Origin of the sequence: Casimicrobium huifangae, assembly GCF_009746125.1 — a bacterium.
Classification (GTDB): Bacteria; Pseudomonadota; Gammaproteobacteria; order Burkholderiales; family Casimicrobiaceae; genus Casimicrobium; species Casimicrobium huifangae.
In genome coordinates this window covers 960,681-980,387 of record NZ_CP041352.1, presented here as the reverse complement: position 1 = coordinate 980,387, position 19,707 = coordinate 960,681, and the positions used below count along the sequence as shown (strand labels likewise).

The window sequence follows — 19,707 nt, the reverse complement described above, 5'->3', positions numbered from 1 at the left end:
GGCCGCACCAACAATCGCCACGGACCTCATCGAGCTGACTTTCGACCATCAACTTTTTTCGCTAAGCGCCGTCTGTAAAGGGCTTGGACGCCGAAACCGCCAGGAATCGACTCGGGCACTTTCAACGCGCCACGCCTTAGCTGGAAGCCGTTTTGGCGAAAAGCTGTAAGTGCTGATGTCTGCTGCAACTAGGTCGCGTAACGCCAGGCGGCAGGCTTCGCCAGCAGCGCCAGGCAAAGTTTGTTGTTCAGCTCGTGGCCGGACTTGAACGCGTGGTACTTGCCACGTACCCGGTGCCCCAACAAAAACAGGTCGCCCACTGCGTCGAGCACCTTGTGCCGCGCCAGCTCGTCGGCAAAGCGCAACCCTTCGCGGTTAAGCACCTTGTATTCGTCCAGCACTACGGCGTTTTCCATGCTGCCGCCCTGCGCCAGCCCCATTGAGCGCAGGGTTTCCACCTCGTAGGCAAAGCCAAACGTGCGCGCCCGGCTAATGTGCGAGAGAAAGTCCTCGTCCTCCAGCTTCATGCGCACCCGGCACTGGTCGTCGGGAATTGCCGGGTGCGAAAAGTCGATGGTGAAATCCACCTCAAAGTGCGGATTCGGCAACAGCTCGGCGAACTTGTCGCCCATCTCGACGCGTACCGGTTCGAGGATTTCGATGTAGCGACGGGCTACCTCCTGTTCAGCTACACCAGCCTGCTCGATCAGATAGACGAACGGCGCCGACGAGCCATCCATGATCGGCACTTCGAGGTTGTCGAGTTCGATGATCGCGTTGTCAACGCCACAACCAACGCAGGCCGCGAGCAGGTGCTCGACGGTGGCGACCTTGGCCTGACCATGCACCAGCGTCGTGGCTAGCCGGGTTTCCTTGACCAGCTCGGCACGGGCCGGGATGTCCTCGGGCGGATTGAGATCAGTGCGACGGAAGATGATGCCCGTATCGGGCGGCGCGCTCTTGAGGGTGATCTGGACGCGAACACCGGAGTGCAGCGCGACTCCTGTGGCAGTGACGTCGCTCGCGACCGTATGTTGCTTCGGCATGGCCGCAAGTATAGGGGGCCGTACGGCGGCTCACCCGACCGGCACAGGGAGCGAATCTGCGCCGGCAGGACTGCGGCACCCGCACGATGGGGGGACACGTGCGAGTGCCGCAGAGAGGCGCGCCCCCGTTTCCGGGCGCGCTGCCGCAGGGCCGCGGGCCTAGTCGGCCTGCTTGCGCAGGAAGGTCGGAATTTCCAGCGAACGCGCGGTGTTGCGACCCGGATTGCGTACGAAGGTCGGCTCGTCGTAAGAAACCTCGATACCCGCCGTGACCGGCGCCGCCTCGGTGGCTACACCCAGGTTGTCGGTGCCGGTACGCAACGTCGGGATCTCCAGCCGTGGCGCGGCGGCTGCGCCACCCTGCACTGCCTGCATCTTGCGCTTGGCACCGAGACCGGTAGCCACCATGGTGACGCGCATCTCGTCGCCCATTTCGTCGTCGATGACGTGCCCCCAGAGCACCGTCGCGTCCGCCGAGACAAATTCGGCGACAGTGTCGGTGACGTCATAAAGCTCGCCCAGTTCGACATTGCTCGACGTCGTGATGTTGAGCAGCACGCCGCGCGCACCCTGCAAGTCCACATCTTCGAGCAACGGACTCTTGATCGCAGCCATCGCCGCCGCCTTGCCGCGCTCTTCGCCGCTGGCTGTTGCGGTGCCCATCATCGCCATGCCAAGCTCGGACATGATGGTGCGCACGTCGGCGAAGTCGCGGTTGACCAGGCCGCGCTTGTTGATGATCTCCGAGATGCCCGCGACGGCGCCGTGCAACACATCGTTCGATGCTGCGAAGGCAGCGGGCAGTGAGACATTGCGGCCGAGCACCTGGATGAGCTTCTCGTTAGGCACCACGATCAGCGAATCGACGTGCTTCTGCAGCTCATCGACACCCGCCTGCGCCGCGCGTTCGCGCTTCTGCATCTCAAAGCGGAACGGCTTGGTCACCACGGCGACCACCAGAATGCCCATCTCCTTGGCAAGCTGCGCCACAACGGGAGCAGCACCGGTGCCGGTGCCGCCGCCCATGCCTGCGGTGATGAACAGCATGTCGGCGCCGCGGATCGATTCCTGCAGGGCCATCTTTGATTCCATCGCGGCATCGCGGCCGACTTCCGGCTTGGCGCCCGCACCCAGGCCCTGCGTCAGCTCGGCACCGAGCGGAATGCGCTTCGGCGCCGGGTTGCGGTCGAGCACCTGGGCATCGGTGTTGGCGGCGATGAACTCGACGCCGGCGACCCCCTTGTTGATCATGTGCTCCACAGCGTTGCCGCCGCAGCCGCCAACGCCGATCACTTTGATGACCGCGCCATCCCTTTTTTCATCAACGATCTCAAACATGCTTTCGCTCCTTCAAGGCAAACAAAACCAAAACTCAACGCTTACGTAACTTTCCGACTCGTCCAACCGTCATCACACTCAAGCTACAAACCAAACGCATCCCGCAACTTCGCAAACATCCCGGCCGCGGCGGACTCGCGGCGACGCAGCACCGCCTGCTTGGCCAGCTGGTCGCGACCATGCATCAACAAGCCGATCGCGGTGGCGTACTTCGGCGCCGCCAGTACGTCTTTCAGCGGCCCGCGATAGTCCGGCACTGCCACCCGCACCGGCATGTGGAATACCTCTTCGCCGAGCTCCACCATGCCGGGCAGCATTGCGCTGCCGCCGGTGAGAGCGATGCCAGAGCGCAGCAGCGGTTCAAACCCCGATCGCTTGATCTGCTCGTGCACCAACTGGAACAGCTCCTCGACGCGCGGCTCCACCACCTCCGCCAGCATGTGCCGCGGCATTGACTTCGCCGGCCGATCGGCAACGCTGGGCACCTCAATCAACTCCTCGGGCTCAACCAGTTTGGTCAGAGCGCAGGCATAGCGATGTTTGATGTCTGCCGCTTCCTTGCTCGGTGTGCGCAGAGCCATCGCAATGTCGTTGGTGATCTGGTCGCCGGCCACCGGGATCACACCCGTGTGGCGGATGGCGCCACCCGTGAACAGCGCGAAATCGGTCGTACCGCCACCGATGTCGACCAGGCCGACGCCAATCTCCATCTCGTCGCGGGTGAGGCACGCGGCGGCTGACGCCAGCGGTTGCAACACCAGCTCCTGCACGTTGAGGCCACAGCGGCGGACGCACTTCTCGATGTTCTCGGCAGCCGAGACCGCACCAGTCACGATGTGGACTTTCACTTCCAGGCGGCGGCCACTCATGCCCAGTGGGCGGCGCACACCCTCCTGACCATCGATGATGTATTCCTGCGGCAGCGTGTGCAGCACCACCTGATCGTTCGGGATCGCGATCGCCTTCGCCGTCTCGATCACCCGCTCCATGTCAGCCTCGGTGACCTCGCTGTCCTTCATCGCCACCATGCCGCTTGAATTCAGGCTGCGGATGTGGGCACCAGCGATGCCGACATAGACATTGCTGATCTTGCAATTGGCCATCGCGGCCGCCTCGCGCACCGCTGCGGCAACGGTGTTGGTGGTCGCGTCAATGTCCACCACCATGCCTTTACGCAGGCCGAGCGAAGGCTGCTCGCCAAAACCGATGACATTGATCTTCTGCTCGGCGTCCAGCTCGGCAACCAGGGCCACGACCTTGGAGGTGCCGATGTCCAGCGCTGCGATCAGCTCGCTCACGATTGACCTTTCTGTGATTCCACGTTGAGCGCGGCACCATTGCGCGCCACCGCAACCGCCGCCTTGTAGCGCAGATCGATACGGGCGAGACCGGAGCGGAAACTTGCCGGCCAGGCGCCGTATAACGCGACGAAACGAGCCAGTCGATCCTGGTAGTGCTCGCGACCAAATTCGATCTGCATGTCGTTCCCCGTGGTCAGCGTGATGGCGCCACGGGGTGACATCGCAAAGGCCTTGATATCAAGACCATGCGCGGCCAGCGCAGAGCGCGCCTCGCGATAACGGGAAAGCACTTCGGTCGCGCTGCCCGGCGGTCCATCAAAGCGCGGCATCGGCGCCTTGGAGCCGGCACGAAACACCTCGCCGCGTTCAGACAGCAAATCGTTGTCACCCCAATAGCCGACCGCCCGATGCTCCTCGATGTCGAGGTCGAGCGCAAACGGCCAGCGGCGGCGCACGGTCAGGTCGCGCACCCAAGGGAGTTTACGCAGCGTGGTGCGTACACGCTGCGGCGAAACAGAGAAGAAGGTGCCGCGCAGGTCGGTACGAATGGCCGACTCCAGTACCCCAGTGTCCACTTCGGCCAGTGGTGCCACCACTCGTACCTGCCGCAGCGCAAACATGCCGCGTGAACCCGCCCAGGTGACCGCGCACCACAGCAGTGCCAGCGACGCCAGCGCGCCCATCGCCAGCGCGAAGCGATTGATGGATTGCGGGTCAGACCACATGGGCGCCTCCGCTACTGGCCTGCACCACCTTTTGCGCGACATTGCCGATGGAGCCGGCACCCATCGTCATCACCACGTCGCCGTCCTGCACTGTCTGCAGGATCAACGATGGCATTTCTGCGATGTCCGGCACGAACAGCGGTTCTACGCGACCACGCAGCCGGATCGCGCGCGCCAGTGCTCGCCCGTCGGCCGCGACGATCGGCGCTTCACCCGCGGCATACACCTCAGCCAGCAGCAGCACATCGACCTCCGAGAGCACCGATGCAAAATCCTCGAAGAGGTCGCGGGTGCGGGTGAATCGATGCGGCTGGAAGGCCAGCACCAGTCGGCGCCCCGGGAAAGCAGCCCGGGCAGCGGCGAGCGTCGTGCGCAGCTCCACCGGATGATGCCCGTAGTCGTCGATCAGTTCAAATTTCGCGCTCTGGTGCGTGACCACGCCAAAACGCTGGAAGCGACGTCCAACGCCGCCAAAGTTAGCCAGTGCCCGGACGATGGCGTCGTCGCTGACACCCAGATCCTGCGCGATGGCCACTGCGGCCAGCGTGTTGCGCACATTGTGCAACCCGGCCACGCGAACGGCGACCTTAAGCGGCGGACGACCCGCACGGTGGACGGCGAAGCGCATGCTGACGCCATCAGCCGTGACGTCGGTCGCGCGAATGTCAGCTTCTGCCGTGAGCCCATAGGTCACAATCGGCTTGGCAATCTTCGGCAACACCGACGCGACGCCGGGATCGTCAATACAGGCGTAGAGCGAGCCATAAAACGGCAATCGGTGGGCGAAATCGACAAATGCCTGCTGCAGACGCTCCAGGCTGTGACCGTAGGTCTCCATGTGATCAGCGTCGATATTGGTAATCACCGCCAGCGTCGGCGACAAATGCAGGAAGGACGCGTCGGACTCATCGGCCTCCGCCACCAGAAACTCACCGGTGCCGAGCCGTGCGTTCGAACCGGCCGCCAGCAGGCGGCCACCAATGACGAAGGTGGGATCGAGGCCACCCTCGGCGAGTACGCTCGCCACCAGCGAGGTGGTGGTCGTCTTGCCGTGAGTGCCCGCGATGGCGATGCCACGCTTCATGCGCATCAGCTCGGCGAGCATCAGGGCACGCGGCACCACCGGCAACTTGGCTGCGCGCGCGGCAACCACCTCGGGATTCGTTTCCGGAATGGCGGATGAAATTACCACCGCCTGGGCGTCCTGCAGATTTTCGGCGCGATGACCGACAGCTGTGCGAATACCCAGCGAGGCAAGGCGCTCAAGCACCGCTGAATTTGCCGCGTCACTGCCGCTGACGAGATAGCCCTGGTTGTGCAGCACTTCGGCAATACCGCTCATGCCAATGCCACCGATGCCGATGAAGTGCAGCTTCTGCATGCGGAACTTCATGCGGCACTCCCTTGCGTTGCAGCTTCGCGCATCGCTGCGGGCAGCAATGAGTCGATCACGTTGCAGATGGCGGCAGTGGCGTCCGGCTTGGCAACGGTCAAGGCCGCGCAGGCCATTTGCAGGCAACGATCACGGGTTAACGAGGAGATGGCAGCGGCCAGCTTTTCGGCGGTCAATGCAGGTTGTTCGAGAATCTGCGCCGCCCCTGCGCTCGCCAGCACTTCGGCGTTATGCAGTTGCTGCTGGTCCTTGTGATGAGGGTACGGAATCAGCAACGATGCAACACCCAGTGCGGCGAGCTCCGACACTGTGCTGGCGCCGCTGCGTCCGATGAATATGTCGCAAGTGGCCAGCGCCGTGGCCGGGTCATCGATGAACTCGATCACACTCGCGTCCACGCCCACCCGCGCATATTTCGCCTCAGTCGATGTTCTCGCCCCCCGACCGGCCTGGTGCACCACGCGAGGTCGGGCATCAGCGGCAAGCAATTCAAGCGCACTGGGCAGCATCGCGTTGATTGCCTCGGAGCCACGGCTGCCACCCATCAGCAGGATTGCCAGCGGGCCGGAGCGGCCGGCAAAGCGGGTCGCTGGATCGGCAAAGTGAGTGAACTCGCTGCGAATCGGGTTACCTGTCACCACGCGCTTGTCGCCGACATTGGCAAAGACGGACGCAAAGCCCGTGAGCACCCGATCGGCAAAGCGTGCCAGCATGCGATTGGCGAGACCGGCCACTGCGTCACTCTGGTGAATCAACAGGGGAATGCCCATACGGGCCGCCGCCAGACCACCTGGCACGGTCGGGTATCCGCCCATGCCAATGACCACATCCGGCTTGATCTCACGCAGCAGGCGCCTGGCTTCGCGATAGGCACGCAGCATGCGGAATGGCAATAGCAGCTTCGGTTTGAGGCCGCGGCCAACGATCCCTTCAAAGGCAATGGAGTGCAGCCGGAAGATGTCCTGCGGCACCAGCGTTTGCTCCATGCCGGTGGGCGTACCCAGCCAGGACACGCGCCAGCCACGCTCGCGCATGGCCCTCGCCACGGCAAGGCCGGGGAAGATGTGGCCGCCGGTGCCGCCGGCCATCATCAGCAGGTGCGGCGGTTGCGCGGTAGTGGCGTTCATACCTTGAACCCCCGCTCCAGGCGACGGTTTTCCCAGTCAATGCGCAGCAACACGGACAGTGTGACGAGGCTCGCAATCATGCCGCTGCCGCCGTACGACATCAGCGGCAGCGTCAGCCCTTTGGTTGGAGCGAAGCCCATGTTCACCGCAATATTGATCAGCGACTGGATGCCGAACAGGGTGCCAATCCCCTGCGCCACCAATGCGGCGAAGGGCTGATCGAGACGGCGTGCTTCGCGACCGATGGCAAACGCCCGCCACGTCAACCAGGCGTAGGCGCCAATCACCACGGCGACACCGAGCAGGCCTAGCTCCTCTGCCGTCACCGCCAGAATGAAGTCGGTATGGGCTTCCGGCAAGTAATAGTGCTTCGAAACACCGGCGCCAAGGCCAAGACCGAACACGCCACCACGACCAATCGCCATCAACGATTGCGTGAGTTGATAGCCGGAGCCAAACTCTTCTTTCCACGGATCAATGAAGCCAAAGAAACGCTCCAGCCGGTAGGGTTCGAACCACACCAGTGCCACAGCAGCCACCAGGCCCACCACCACGACCGGCAGCACCAGACGATGATCGAGACCAGCCATGAACAGGATCAGCAGCCCGGTACTCAAGACCACCAGCGTCGCGCCAAAATCGGGCTCTCGCAACAGCACCACGCTGACGGCGAGCGCGATCAGCAGGAACGGGCCGAGGCCGTTCACCAGACTCTGTTTGATCGGCTGTGCGGCGTGAATTACGGCTGCCTTGGTCACGGCGTAGCGCGCCGCGAACAGAATCATTGCGAACTTCATCAGCTCGGACGGCTGCAGACTGAATGGCCCCAGCGGAATCCAGCGCCGCGCCCCGTTGACCTTGCGTCCGATACCGGGGATCAACACGGCAACAATCAGCACACAGGCCACGATGAACACGATGGGTGCGACCCGCTCCCAGGTTCGCAACGACGTGTCGAATACAAACAGCGCAAGCACCGCGCCGATCACCACAAACATGCATTGCCGCAGCAGGAAGTACGACGCCGAACCCCGGGTAAAACGGCTCTCGCTCGCACTGGCGATGGAGGACGAGTAGACCATCAGCAGACCGATGGCGACGAGGAAGGCAACGACCCACACCAGTGCCACGTCAAACTCGGCCAGCGCGCCACCCGACGAGGATAACGGCCGCATCGAAGCGCTTCGGCCGTCGCTACGCCACGGCAGTTTTGCGCCAATGCGCTCAGTAACGCCGGTGAACATGGTGGCGACGCTCATGATGCAGTGCCCCGCTTCGGCGATGTCGGCGATGTCAGCACACGACCGCGCGACGCCGCCCAGTCGCTGACCGCGCGCACGAACACCTCGGCACGATGACCAAAGTTGCGGAACATGTCCCAACTCGCACAGGCCGGGGAAAGCAGCAACTGCTCTCCCGCCCGGGCGCCATCGAGCGCAGCAGCGACCGCATCGTCAAGTGAAGCAAATTTCCGCCACGGCACGCCACTGGCCGATAGCGCAGCGGCGATTGCGTCGGCATCCTTGCCGATCAGATGCACGGCGCGGCAGTGCCGCGCGGCAGCCGGGACAAGTTCTCCAAAGTCCTGCCCTTTGCCGTCGCCACCTGCGAGCAGCCAGGTGGGCGTTGCCAGGCCATCCAGCGCAGCAACGGTCGCCACAATCGTAGTGGCTTTCGAGTCATCAATCACACGCACGCCATCAATCTCGCCAACCGCCTGGCAGCGATGTGGCATGCCGCGAAAGCTGCGCAGGACGCGCTGACAGTCGGACGGCGTGACTGCGAGTGAGTCCATGAGCGCCATTGCCGCGAGCGCGTTCTGTGCGTTATGCGCGCCCGGTATGCCCAGTTCGGCCATGGCAATGATTGACTGGGAGCCCCGCAGCAGTTGACCTTCAGGTCCGGCGATGTCAAGGCCGTAGTCCTGCTTCGTCAACGGCCGTCCGGCACCGAAGGTCGTGGCTGCGACGTCGGTACGACGCATGCTGGCCGACCAGACGTCGTCGCGGTTGATCACTTGCCGTTCGGCACCGCCAAAAATCCGTTCCTTGCAGGCCGCGTAAGCAAAGAAACTTGGGTAGCGGTCCAGGTGATTCGGAGTGACGTTGATGACAGCCGCAGCTTCGGTCTTCAGCGACACCGTCGATTCAAGCTGGAAACTAGACAACTCCAGCACCCATGTCCGGCAATCGGGAGCTTCGGCCAGGGCGTCAAGAATTGGAATGCCGATGTTGCCGGCGACGCGAGCCCCGCCGTCGACGGTACGCGCGAGTTCACCCGCCAGCGCAGTCGTCGTTGTCTTCCCGTTCGATCCGGTAATCGCAAACACGCGCGCTCCATCAGGAACTTCGCGGGCAAACAGCTCGATGTCGCCAACTACCGGTGTGCCAGCCTCTATAGCGCTGCGTACTGTGAAACTTGCTCGCGGCACGCCTGGCGACAGCGCGATCAGATCCGAAGCCGGTAGCCGATCACGCGCGAAGTCCATCGTCACGAATTTCGCCGCCGGGAACTCTGACCGGTACTGCACCAGTGCCGCCGGTGATTCCTCACTATCGACCGCCGTGACCACCGCGCCTCGTCGGCTAAGGAAGCGCGCGAGCGAAAGCCCGGTCGCGCCGAGGCCGACGACCGTTGCTGTGGATTGCGCGCACTGGAACAAGTGACGACTTCCTTTCAGCGAAGCTTCAGGGTGGACAGGCCTGCAAGCACGAGGAACATGGTGATGATCCAGAAGCGGATGACCACATGGTTCTCGTGCCAGCCACCGAGCTCAAAGTGGTGATGCAGCGGGGCCATTCTGAGAATGCGTTTGCCCTTGGTGTACTTGAAATAGCCCACCTGCAACATCACTGAAATCGTCTCGGCGACGAAAACGCCGCCCATCACTACGAGAACGATTTCCTGACGCACGATCACGGCGATGGTGCCAAGCGAGGCACCGAGCGACAGCGCGCCGACGTCACCCATGAACACCCGCGCCGGGTGGGCGTTGAACCACAGGAATCCGAGCCCCGCCCCGGCCATGGCGCCACAGAACACCATCAGCTCCGCAGCGCCCGGGATGTACGGAAACAGCAGATAGCGCGAGTAGTCAACGCGACCCACCACGTAGGCGAACACCGCCAGCGCACTGCCCACCATGACCACCGGCATGATCGCGAGACCGTCGAGGCCATCGGTCAGGTTGACTGCGTTGCTGGTACCGACGATCACAAACCACGTCAGCGTGATGAACCCAAACAGCCCCAGCGGATAGGCAATGTTCTTGAAGAAAGGCACGATCAGATCGGCCTTCGACGGGAGATCGTTGGTGAAACCGCTCTGAACCCAGAGGAAGATCAGATTGAAAATCTTGCCTGTACTCGGCGCCGATACGGCAAATGCGAGGTAGGTAGATGCGATCAATCCAATCAGGGCCTGCCAGAAGAGTTTTTCCCTGGCCGACATGCCTTTCGGGTTCTTGTGCACGACCTTGCGGTAGTCATCGACCCAGCCAATCGCACCGAAGCCGATCATCACAAACAGCACGACCCACACAAAACGATTGCTCAGGTCAGCCCACAGCACCGTCGCCACCGCGATGGACGTCAGCACCAGAGCCCCGCCCATCGTCGGCGTTCCCTGCTTGGCCAGATGCGATTGCGGACCGTCGTCGCGGACGGCCTGTCCGATCTTCATCGTCAGCAACCAGCGGATCATGCGGGGGCCGATCGCCAGCGCGATGGCCATCGCCGTGGCACAGGCGAGGACGCTTCGCAGCGTGATGTAGTTGAACGCAGACAACGCCCGGATATCGGTCGCGAACAGGTTGGCAAGCCACAACAGCATTATTGTTTTTCTCCATACATGGCATTGAGCCGTTCAACGACGCGGTGCATCGCCATCGAATGTGCGCCCTTGGCGAGCACGGTGACAGATCCCGGTTCCGCGCTGGCAATTTCGTCAGCGAGCGCCTGCATCATGGCGTCAAGGTCAAGATATGCACTTGTGCGGCCTCCAATGGCGGTCGCTGCACGCTGCATCCGGCTCCCGAGCGTCAACACCCGATCGACGCTCGTGCGTTCGATGTCCTGCAACAGACTCAGGTGCAGCGAGTCACTGTGCTGGCCGAGCTCGGCGATGTCGCCCAGCACGAGAATACGTTTGCCAGGTTCGTTGAGCAGCACCTGCAGGCCGGCGCGAATGGATGCGGGATTGGCGTTGTAGCTGTCGTCAATGACACACAGTTGCGACGAGATTGGGCGCCGCGTCAGACGCCCTCCAATATTGGTCGCGCTTTCGAGTCCTCGTTGCACTGCGGCGGCGCCGATGCCGAGCGACTGCGCCACGGCTACAGCCGCGAGCGCGTTGCGGCCGTTGTGCTCACCTGCAAAAGGCAATTTGACGGTAACTGCCTCGTCCAGTCCGCGTGCGATGTTAAGGCGTGATTCCGCCGCCAAATACGTGCCACTGACATCGGCCGAATCGCACGTTCCAAAGCGGACTACGCGCCGATTCCGGTTGAGTACTTCCCAGTACGGTATGAAGTGGTCATCGGCGTTGAGTACGGCAATGCCGTCGCTCCGCATGCCAGTGAAAATCTCTCCCTTGGCCTGGGCGACCCCGGCAAGCGATCCAACGCCTTCGAGATGCGCAGGACCGGCATTGGTGATCACGGCAATATCTGGCGCTGCCAGGCTGGTGAGCAGCGTCAATTCATCAAAGTGGTTCATGCCCATTTCGATGACGGCGACACGATGCTGCTGGCGCAGACGTAGCAGTGTGAGAGGGACACCGATATGGTTGTTGTAGTTGCCCTCGGTGCAGAGCACAGCGTCGTCACCGAAATGCGCCCGCAACACCGATGCGGTCAGTTGTCGGGTCGTCGTCTTCCCGTTGCTGCCGGTAATCGCAACCACAGGTCCGGCAAACTGCCGGCGTGCTGCCTGTCCCATCATTTGCAGCGCGAGCAGCGTGTCACGCACCTGCAACACGGCAACGTTGTCGGGCGCTGACACCGGATCTGCGACCAATACGCCTGTCGCCCCCTGAGCAATTGCCTGATCAACGAAGCGGTGACCATCAAAGTTGGCGCCGCGCAACGCAACGTAGAGCGCTCCCGGCTGCAGGGTGCGAGTATCAATCGATACCGAAGTGAATGCCACCGCCGGGTTGGAGGTACGCAATTGCGCTACGCAGGCGCCGGCGAGAAACTCAGCCGCCCACATGATCACCTCGCGCTTTGTCGGGCTGCCCGGTACCTCGCCACGCCAGCAGGGCAGTTCGCGCGTGCTGGACATCCGAGAACGGCGAGCGAACGCCAGCAACTTCCTGATAGTCCTCGTGCCCCTTGCCGGCGATCAGTATGGCGTCGCCGAACGCTGCGCTGGCGATAGCCCGCTGGATGGCGTCGCTGCGATCAACGATGGCCACCGTGCGCGCCCGCGCCGGCGTCGGAATGCCGTCAAGGATGTCGGCAACGATGGCGCCCGGATCCTCGTTGCGCGGGTTGTCGCTGGTAACGTAGACGCGGTCGGCACGATCTGCGGCGATCCGTCCCATCTGCGGCCGCTTGCTGCGGTCACGGTTGCCGCCACAACCAAATACCACCGCCATCGCTGCCGGCCGAGTTTCGCGCACGGTCTCCAGCGCCTTGGCCAGCGCATCTGGCGTATGCGCGTAGTCCACGTAGACACGCGGCCCGGCATTGCCATCAACAGCCACGTTTTGCATGCGTCCGGGCGCAGCCACCAGCGTTGCCAGCACGGCGCCGGCACGGCACAACTCGACGCCATCCGCCACCAGCGCCGCTGCAACCGCCAGCAGGTTGCTGGCGTTGAAACGCCCAATCAGCGGCGTGTTGACTTCGACTTTCTGTCCGGCGTAGTCGATGTTCAGGTGCATGCCGTCAGGACGCATTTGCCGCACGGTGCCACGCACGGCACCTTCGTACAAACCGTAAGAGATCGTGCCAGGCAGCTGACGCTGAATCAGCTCACGGCCGAATGCATCGTCGGCATTGATGATGCGATGGCGAGCTGGATAGTCGGTAAACAGTTTTGCCTTGGCCGCGCCATAGGCGACCATACTGCCGTGGAAGTCCAGATGATCCTGGGTCAGGTTGGTGAAGATCGCAGCGTCAAAGCGCATGCCCTGCACTCGCCCAAGCTCCAAGGCGTGGGAGCTCACCTCCATCGCGACAGCTTCAGCACCGGCCTCGCGCAGATCGCGCAGGATAGTCTGCAAATGAACCGCATCCGGTGTGGTGTTGCTGGTCGGCCACTCGCGTTCGCCGAGTGTCACGCCCAAGGTGCCGATAGCGGCACAGCGCATGCCAAGCGCGCCATAGGCCTGCATCAGCCAGTTGGTGATGGACGTCTTGCCGTTGGTACCGGTGACGCCAAACACGCGCATCGCGGCGGCTGGATGCGCGTAGAACTCTCCGGCAATATGACCAAGCTGTGCGGCGAGATTGCTGATGCCCAGCACTCGCGCGTCGCTGATGGTGGCGTCGGCACCGGTAGCCTCTTGCAACACAGCCGCCGCCCCTGCGTCCAGTGCCGCCCGGATGAATTGACGACCGTCAACTCTGGACCCAGGGATCGCAACAAACACGTCGCCGGGCTTGATGCTGCGCGAATCAAGCGTCATGCGCTGGCGCGCAACCCCAAGGCGATCAAGTGCAGCAACGGCCGCCGAGGCTTCAACGATGGTCATGGCTGCCCCTCGCGGACAATCGCCACCTGGGTATCCACCGCCGTCGGAACGCCCGGCAGCGGCGCATCGTAAGGCACTTCCATCAGGCGCAGTGTTTGCCCCATGATGCTGCTGAATACCGGCGCCGCTACCTGACCGCCGTAGAAAATGCCACCGGCGGGCTCATCAATCATGACGGCGACCACGTAGCGCGGATTGCTGACTGGCGCCAGACCAACAAAGGACGCTACATAGCGGCCTTCCGAATAAATGGCGCCAGCCAGCTTCTTCGCAGTCCCGGTCTTGCCGGCAACGCGGTAGCCCGGTACCTGTGATAGCGGCGCGGTGCCTTCTTTCGACGTTGCCTTCTCAAGCATCGGCAACACCCAGCGCATCGTCTCCGGTGAATAGACCGGCACCTGCCGGGCAGCACCACCGTTTTTGAACAGCGTCACATCGACCAGCGAACCCTGATTGGCAAACACCGTGTAGGCGCGCGCCAGTTGCACCAGGTTGACCGACAGGCCATAGCCGTAGCTCATGGTGGCCTTTTCGATAGGCCGCCACGACTGCGGCGCACGCAGACGTCCGTGCGCTTCGCCCGGTACGCCCGTCTGCGGCGCGCGCCCGAAGCCTGCGCGCTGCAGATGACGCCACATCACCTCGTTCGGCAGCTTTTCCGCGATCTTGGCGGTACCGACGTTGCTCGATTTCTGGACGATCTCGGTGAGCGAGACGACGCCATTGCTGCCGATCGCGTGGGTGTCACGGATAGTGGCGCCGTTCAATGTGTAGGTGCTGCCCTGCATTGGAATCAAGGTGTCGGGTCGCACTGCACCCGTCTCGATCGCGGTCGACACAGTGAACGGTTTCATCGTGGAGCCGGGCTCGAACAGATCGGCCACCGCGCGATTGCGCAGACCGCCAGTGGCCGCCGCCGCGCGATCACCGGGTTTGGCCGTCGGGTAGTTGACCAACGCCAGAATTTCGCCAGAGCGTGCGTCAAGCACCACGGCAGCACCGCCCTTGGCCCGATGAGCATCTACGCCGCGTTTCAGCTCGCGAAAGGCGAGATGCTGCACGCGGGAGTCGAGCGCGAGCTGCAAATCACGCCCCTGCTGCGGCGCGCGCACGCTGCCGAGCTCTTCCACTACGCCGCCGCGACGGTCGATGGTCACTCGGCGTACACCGGGTTTGCCAGAGAGCCATTCGTTCTGCGCCAGTTCGATGCCTTCCTGACCTACGTCGTCGACGTTGGTGATCCCGAGCACCTGCCCGACCACTTCCTGTGACGGGTATTCGCGCTTGTATTCAGTCTGGATGGCAACGCCGGGAATCTTCAGCGCGGCAACGGCCTGTCCCTGCTCAGGGGTAACGCCGCGAGCGAGAAATACGAGATCGCGCTCGCTGTCGAGTTTGCGCTCGAGGTCCTTGGGCTTTAGCGCCAGCGCCTTCGCCAAAGCGGCGCGCTGGGCGTCTGAAATTTCAACCTGATCGGGAAAAGCGAACACACCGCGTGCCGGAACGCTGGAGGCAAGCACTGCCCCTTCGCGATCGAGCAGACGACCACGGTGTGCCGGTAATACGAGGTCGCGCGTGGTGCGGGCATCGCCGCGTCGCGTCAGGTCTTCGTGTTGCACGACCTGCAGATAAATGCCGCGGCCGGCAAGCACCGCAAAACCCGCCAGCAAACCGTAGGCGACCGCGCGCACACGCCAGACGGCGAATTGCGGTGTGCTTTTGGTGTTGGCGGTTCTGGCCATGCTGCCCACCACCTACTGCGCCGCGGCAGCGCTACTGCCACCGAGTTCGACCAGTTGTGTCCGTGCACCCTCCGGCAGGTCCATGCCGAGACGGTCACGCGCAGTGCGTTCGACAATGGTCGGTGTCGACAGTCGTGACTGCAGCAGGACCGCCCGATTGCGCTCCGACTCAAGCTGGTAGGCCAGGTCGCGGGCGCGATTGATCTCGATGGTGAGATGGCGCACGCGATACTGGCTGCTGACCAGTGCGAATGCGCTGATCCAGACCAGAATCGCCAGCACAATATTGGCTCGCGTCATGCGACCGTTCCAGCAAAGTCGCCAAGCTTTTCCGCCACGCGCAGACGCGCGCTGCGTGCACGCGGGTTAGCTGCGACCTCTTGCTCGGTGGGCGCGATGTCGCGCCCGACCAGTTTCATCGCGGCCGTGGATGTCTGCGCTGCCGGCAGGTGTCGCAGACGCGGGTCTTCGGGTGTGCGTCCGGCCTGCTCACGCATCCACAGCTTGACGATTCGGTCTTCGAGCGAGTGAAAGGTGATGACCGCAAGACGACCGCCGGGCGCAAGCAAACCCGGCACCGCGGTCAGCGCCATTCGTAGCTCCTCGAGTTCGCGGTTGACGTGAATCCGAATAGCCTGGAAGGTTTTCGTGGCCGGATGCTGCCCGCTCCACCGCGCTGGGACGGCTTTTTCGACAACCTGCGCAAGCTGAAGGGTTCGCTCGACCGGTTGCCGCTCGCGTGCTGCAGCAATCGCTGCTGCAATCCTCTGAGCAAACCGCTCTTCACCGTAGTCACGGATCACCCCTGCCAGTTCGTCAACACTTGCCGTGGCGATCCAGTCGGCCGCCGTTGGGCCGCTTCCCTGGTCCATGCGCATGTCGAGCGGGCCATCGCGCATGAAGCTGAAACCTCGCGCGGCGTCGTCGAGCTGCGGTGACGAAACACCGATGTCAAGCAGGATGCCGTCAACCGCAGCGATGTTGCGTTCAGCGAGCACGCGGCCCAGTTCACCGAAGTGGGCAGCGACAAAAGTGAAGCGCGGATCGCCGATGCGGGCCGCTTCAGCAGCGGCCGCCGCGTCACGGTCAACGGCAATGAGTCGCGCGTCTGCCGGCATCCGGCGCAGCAACTCACGGCTGTGGCCACCGCGACCAAAGGTACCGTCCACCAGCGTGCCACCGCGCTCGGGCAGCAGCGCGTCGCAGGCCTCTCGCAGCAGAACGGAGATGTGGGTGCCGGGTTGCATCGGGCGCCACTCATACGGACAAGCCGGCCAGCTCGGCGGGCGGGTCTTCACGCATCGCGCGTTGTGCCAGCTCGATGACGTCCTGCCAGCCGCGTTCGCTCCACAGTTCGAAGCGATCGCCCTGGCCAATCATCTGCACCTTGCGGTCCAGCTTGGCGTAGTCGCGCATTTCCGGGGTCAGCACAACACGCCCGGCGCCATCGACTTCGCAATCGCTTTTGTAGCCAAGCCACATGCGCTGCATCGCCTTGATGCGCGGGTTCATGTTGGGCAGCGCGCTGACGCGGGCTTCGAACGGCTGCCAGGCGTCAGCGGCAAACAGCAGCAAGCAACCGCTTGGATCGGCGGTCAACACCAGGTTGACGCCCAGCGCATCGCGATAGCGCGTGGGAATCGCCATGCGACCCTTCGCGTCAATGCTCAGATTGGATGCGCCCGTAAACATGCAAAAGATTATCCCACCTTTTGCCGCGAATCCCCACTTTTACTCACAAGTTGACAAATTTCTGATCAATCTGAAGAAACTTATATTTTTCAATGACCTACAGAAGCTTTCTAAACGCTTTTACACATAAAAATAGACGCAAAATGAACGAGTTATGCACAACTATCAAAGTGTTGCGTGAACTGACACTGCTCGAGGTTTTACGCGTGGATCATCGCACTTCGATGTCTGCGGCAAGTTGACCATCGACTTTTGGCATTTTGACGGTTTGAGCCTTTATCAAATGGTGCTTTCAGCAAAAAGCTGTAAGACAGTGATTGGTCGCACGCGATGCATCCGTGAGGCCGCCGTGGCTGTCTATGAGATTCTTCGCCGCACAGGGCGTGTCGCAACGTCCAGACCATTAACGGGAAATAGTTTGTTACGTTTGATGGACAGGCATTTGTGCGACTTTGCACGACACTCCGCATTACTCAATACTCACCAGAGAAAAGGGGAGTCCAGATGCGCAACTCCAGTTTGTCGCTGTTGCAATGCCTGCAGGCGAGTGTCGCTGCCACAGCACTGATCGTGCCCGTCACAGCACATGCGGCCGAGCCCGGTGCCACCATCGTCGAATTCTTCAACTCGACGTCGAGCAAATATTTCATCTCCGCCAATCCCGCCGACTGGGCGCTGCTTGACCAGTACGCGAGCATCGGCTGGAAACGCACCGGAGTTACTTTTTCTGCCTTCACGCAGGGACAGGACGCGAGCGCGAAGCCGGTTTATCGCTTCTATGCACCGGCAGTTGGTTCACACTTTTTCACCATCAGCGAGTCGGACCGCACGCTGCTGGCAAATACGCCGGGCTTTGTTGCCGAAGGCATCGCCTGGTACGCCTACGACCAGTTGCAAACTCTGGTCGCCACCATCAATCCCTGCGCCAGCGGCACCACAGCGCTCTACCGGACATTCAACAACGGCAGCAATGGCCCGGCAAACCATCGTTACTTCCAGGACTACGGTTTCTACCAGTCCTACGCTGCCAAAGGCTATGCGCTTGAAGGCGTCGCGATGTGTCTGCCGCTGTCAACGGCTGAGAAGCGTGCCGATGCCTCGCGACTGCTGTACCAGGCAAGTTTTGGCGCCAAGCCGTCGGATATCGACACCGTGCTCAATCGCGGCGCGTCTGGCTGGATTGATGACCAGCTCAACGCCGCTGCGAGCCAGTACACGCCGCGCGACTGGTGGCCGCTCAATCGCCCCGACACCTGTGTCAACAACACCACGCCGCCGCTGACCGATGCCAGCTACTGCCAGCGCGACAACTACAGCCTGTTCCAGCCGCAACGCGAGTTCTTCAAGCAGGCCATCAACAACAACGACCAGTTGCGGCAGCGCATGGCATGGGCGTGGTCGCAGTTCTTCGTGATCTCGGGTACTGATGTCGGCATGCCCTACGGCATGATCGACTATCAGCAGATGCTGCGCGACGAAGCCTTCTCGAATTTCCGCACGCTGCTGCAAAAGGTGACATTGCACGCCGCGATGGGTCGCTACCTCGACATGGTCAACAACCTGAAGCCGCAAAACGGCGTCGAGCCCAACGAGAACTATGCACGCGAGCTGATGCAACTCTTCTCGCTCGGTCTCTACCAGCTGAACAACGACGGCAGCGTGAAGACCGGCAGCAACGGCATGCCACTCGACACCTACACGCAGGAGGATGTCGAGAATCTCGCGCACGTCTTCACCGGCTGGACCTATCCCACCGTGCCGGGGCAATCACCCGCCAACATCAACCGCGTGGCCAACGTAAAGGGCTACATGGAGGAACGCGGCGCCCAGCACGACTACACCACGCAGCCCTTCCTCAGTGGCAGCATTCCCGGCTCAATGACGCAGGGCCAGCGCCTCAGCGCCTCGCTCGACATCATCTTTAATCATCCGAATGTGCCGCCGTTTGTGGCGAAGTTCCTGATTCAGCACTTCGTCACCGGGCAACCGGGTGCAGCCTACATCGATCGCGTCGCCAGGGTATTCCAGAACAACGGCAGCGGCGTCCGTGGCGACATGAAGGCGGTAATTCGCGCCGTGCTGACCGACCCGGAGGCGCGTGGTGCTGCCAAATGGGCACCAGCCTACGGCCACCAGAGCGAACCGGTACTGGCGATTACCCGCCTGGCACGCGCAATGAACGCGCAGACCGACGGCGTTTACTTCCGCACCACCACCGCCAACTCGGGGCAGACCGTGTTCATCTCGCCGTCGGTATTCAACTATTACCCACCGGACTACGCCCTCAGCAAAAGCGGCGCGGTGGCGCCCGAGTTTGCGATTTACAACACCACGTCCGCACTCAACCGGGTGAATACGGCGTACGCCACCGTCTTCGGTACCATCAACCCCGATCCGACGGTGTTTGGTGCGACGGGTACACAGTTCGATTTGTCCCCGTACACCGCAGTCGCCGGCGACAGCAACGCCCTGCTTGATCGCGTCAATGATGTGCTGTTTGCCGGCAGGCTAAGCAGCAGCGCCCGCACGATCATCAAGGCTGCCGTTGATGCGGTGGCGGCTGTCGATACGACGACACGAGCCCGCACAGCACTGTATCTCGCCAGTGCCGCGCCCGAATCCCAGGTCCTGCGCTAAACGGAGC

At 62.5% G+C, this 19,707-nt stretch carries 16 protein-coding genes; 1 reads left to right on the top strand and 15 read right to left on the bottom strand.

All coding sequences use genetic code 11. The features are described 5' to 3' along the window. Window positions 1-188 precede the first annotated feature (188 nt). From lpxC to mraZ, 15 genes are all read right to left on the bottom strand, one after another. Window positions 189-1,046: a UDP-3-O-acyl-N-acetylglucosamine deacetylase gene (gene lpxC, locus FKL89_RS04480; protein ID WP_156861635.1), complete on the bottom strand. Its 858-nt coding sequence runs from the start codon at window positions 1,044-1,046 to the stop codon at window positions 189-191. 159 nt (window positions 1,047-1,205) lie between these two features. Beyond that, window positions 1,206-2,384, bottom strand: a complete 1,179-nt coding sequence (ftsZ, locus tag FKL89_RS04475; RefSeq protein ID WP_156861634.1) for a cell division protein FtsZ — start codon at window positions 2,382-2,384, stop codon at window positions 1,206-1,208. An 83-nt stretch (window positions 2,385-2,467) separates the two neighbouring features. Further along, a complete protein-coding gene (gene ftsA, locus FKL89_RS04470) occupies window positions 2,468-3,682 on the bottom strand; it encodes a cell division protein FtsA (protein WP_238363484.1) in 1,215 nt (404 codons plus the stop codon). Then, window positions 3,679-4,410 (bottom strand): cell division protein FtsQ/DivIB, encoded by a 732-nt coding sequence (locus tag FKL89_RS04465; protein ID WP_162527394.1) that lies wholly within the window; start codon window positions 4,408-4,410, stop codon window positions 3,679-3,681. The genes ftsA and FKL89_RS04465 overlap by 4 nt, the downstream gene beginning before the upstream one ends. Beyond that, window positions 4,400-5,803, bottom strand: coding sequence for a UDP-N-acetylmuramate--L-alanine ligase (gene murC, locus FKL89_RS04460; protein ID WP_156861631.1), 1,404 nt, complete (start codon window positions 5,801-5,803; stop codon window positions 4,400-4,402). The genes FKL89_RS04465 and murC overlap by 11 nt, the downstream gene beginning before the upstream one ends. Continuing rightward, window positions 5,800-6,930: an undecaprenyldiphospho-muramoylpentapeptide beta-N-acetylglucosaminyltransferase gene (murG, locus tag FKL89_RS04455; protein WP_156861630.1), complete on the bottom strand. Its 1,131-nt coding sequence runs from the start codon at window positions 6,928-6,930 to the stop codon at window positions 5,800-5,802. The genes murC and murG overlap by 4 nt, the downstream gene beginning before the upstream one ends. Beyond that, window positions 6,927-8,189, bottom strand: a complete 1,263-nt coding sequence (gene ftsW, locus FKL89_RS04450) for a putative lipid II flippase FtsW (RefSeq protein ID WP_156861629.1) — start codon at window positions 8,187-8,189, stop codon at window positions 6,927-6,929. Before ftsW ends, murG begins: the two co-directional genes overlap by 4 nt. After that, window positions 8,186-9,592: a UDP-N-acetylmuramoyl-L-alanine--D-glutamate ligase gene (gene murD / locus FKL89_RS04445; RefSeq protein WP_156861628.1), complete on the bottom strand. Its 1,407-nt coding sequence runs from the start codon at window positions 9,590-9,592 to the stop codon at window positions 8,186-8,188. The genes ftsW and murD overlap by 4 nt, the downstream gene beginning before the upstream one ends. Window positions 9,593-9,606: 14 nt before the next feature. Further along, on the bottom strand, window positions 9,607-10,761 hold the full coding sequence (mraY, locus tag FKL89_RS04440; protein ID WP_156861627.1) for a phospho-N-acetylmuramoyl-pentapeptide-transferase: 1,155 nt from the start codon (window positions 10,759-10,761) through the stop codon (window positions 9,607-9,609). Further along, window positions 10,761-12,212, bottom strand: a complete 1,452-nt coding sequence (locus tag FKL89_RS04435) for a UDP-N-acetylmuramoyl-tripeptide--D-alanyl-D-alanine ligase (RefSeq protein ID WP_156861626.1) — start codon at window positions 12,210-12,212, stop codon at window positions 10,761-10,763. Before FKL89_RS04435 ends, mraY begins: the two co-directional genes overlap by 1 nt. Further along, entirely contained in the window at window positions 12,127-13,629 is a 1,503-nt protein-coding gene (locus FKL89_RS04430) for a UDP-N-acetylmuramoyl-L-alanyl-D-glutamate--2,6-diaminopimelate ligase (protein ID WP_156861625.1), read from the bottom strand. The genes FKL89_RS04435 and FKL89_RS04430 overlap by 86 nt, the downstream gene beginning before the upstream one ends. Next, complete coding sequence (locus tag FKL89_RS04425; protein WP_156861624.1) at window positions 13,626-15,371, bottom strand: peptidoglycan D,D-transpeptidase FtsI family protein; 1,746 nt, start codon at window positions 15,369-15,371, stop codon at window positions 13,626-13,628. The genes FKL89_RS04430 and FKL89_RS04425 overlap by 4 nt, the downstream gene beginning before the upstream one ends. A 12-nt stretch (window positions 15,372-15,383) precedes the next feature. Next, window positions 15,384-15,671, bottom strand: coding sequence for a cell division protein FtsL (ftsL, locus tag FKL89_RS04420; RefSeq protein ID WP_156861623.1), 288 nt, complete (start codon window positions 15,669-15,671; stop codon window positions 15,384-15,386). Further along, on the bottom strand, window positions 15,668-16,618 hold the full coding sequence (gene rsmH, locus FKL89_RS04415; protein ID WP_156861622.1) for a 16S rRNA (cytosine(1402)-N(4))-methyltransferase RsmH: 951 nt from the start codon (window positions 16,616-16,618) through the stop codon (window positions 15,668-15,670). Before rsmH ends, ftsL begins: the two co-directional genes overlap by 4 nt. A gap of 10 nt (window positions 16,619-16,628) precedes the next feature. After that, window positions 16,629-17,063, bottom strand: coding sequence for a division/cell wall cluster transcriptional repressor MraZ (gene mraZ, locus FKL89_RS04410; protein ID WP_156861621.1), 435 nt, complete (start codon window positions 17,061-17,063; stop codon window positions 16,629-16,631). Window positions 17,064-17,567: 504 nt separating this feature from the next. Between mraZ and FKL89_RS04405 the strand changes: the two genes are divergently transcribed. After that, entirely contained in the window at window positions 17,568-19,700 is a 2,133-nt protein-coding gene (locus tag FKL89_RS04405; RefSeq protein ID WP_156861620.1) for a DUF1800 family protein, read from the top strand. The last annotated feature ends 7 nt before the right edge of the window (window positions 19,701-19,707 follow it).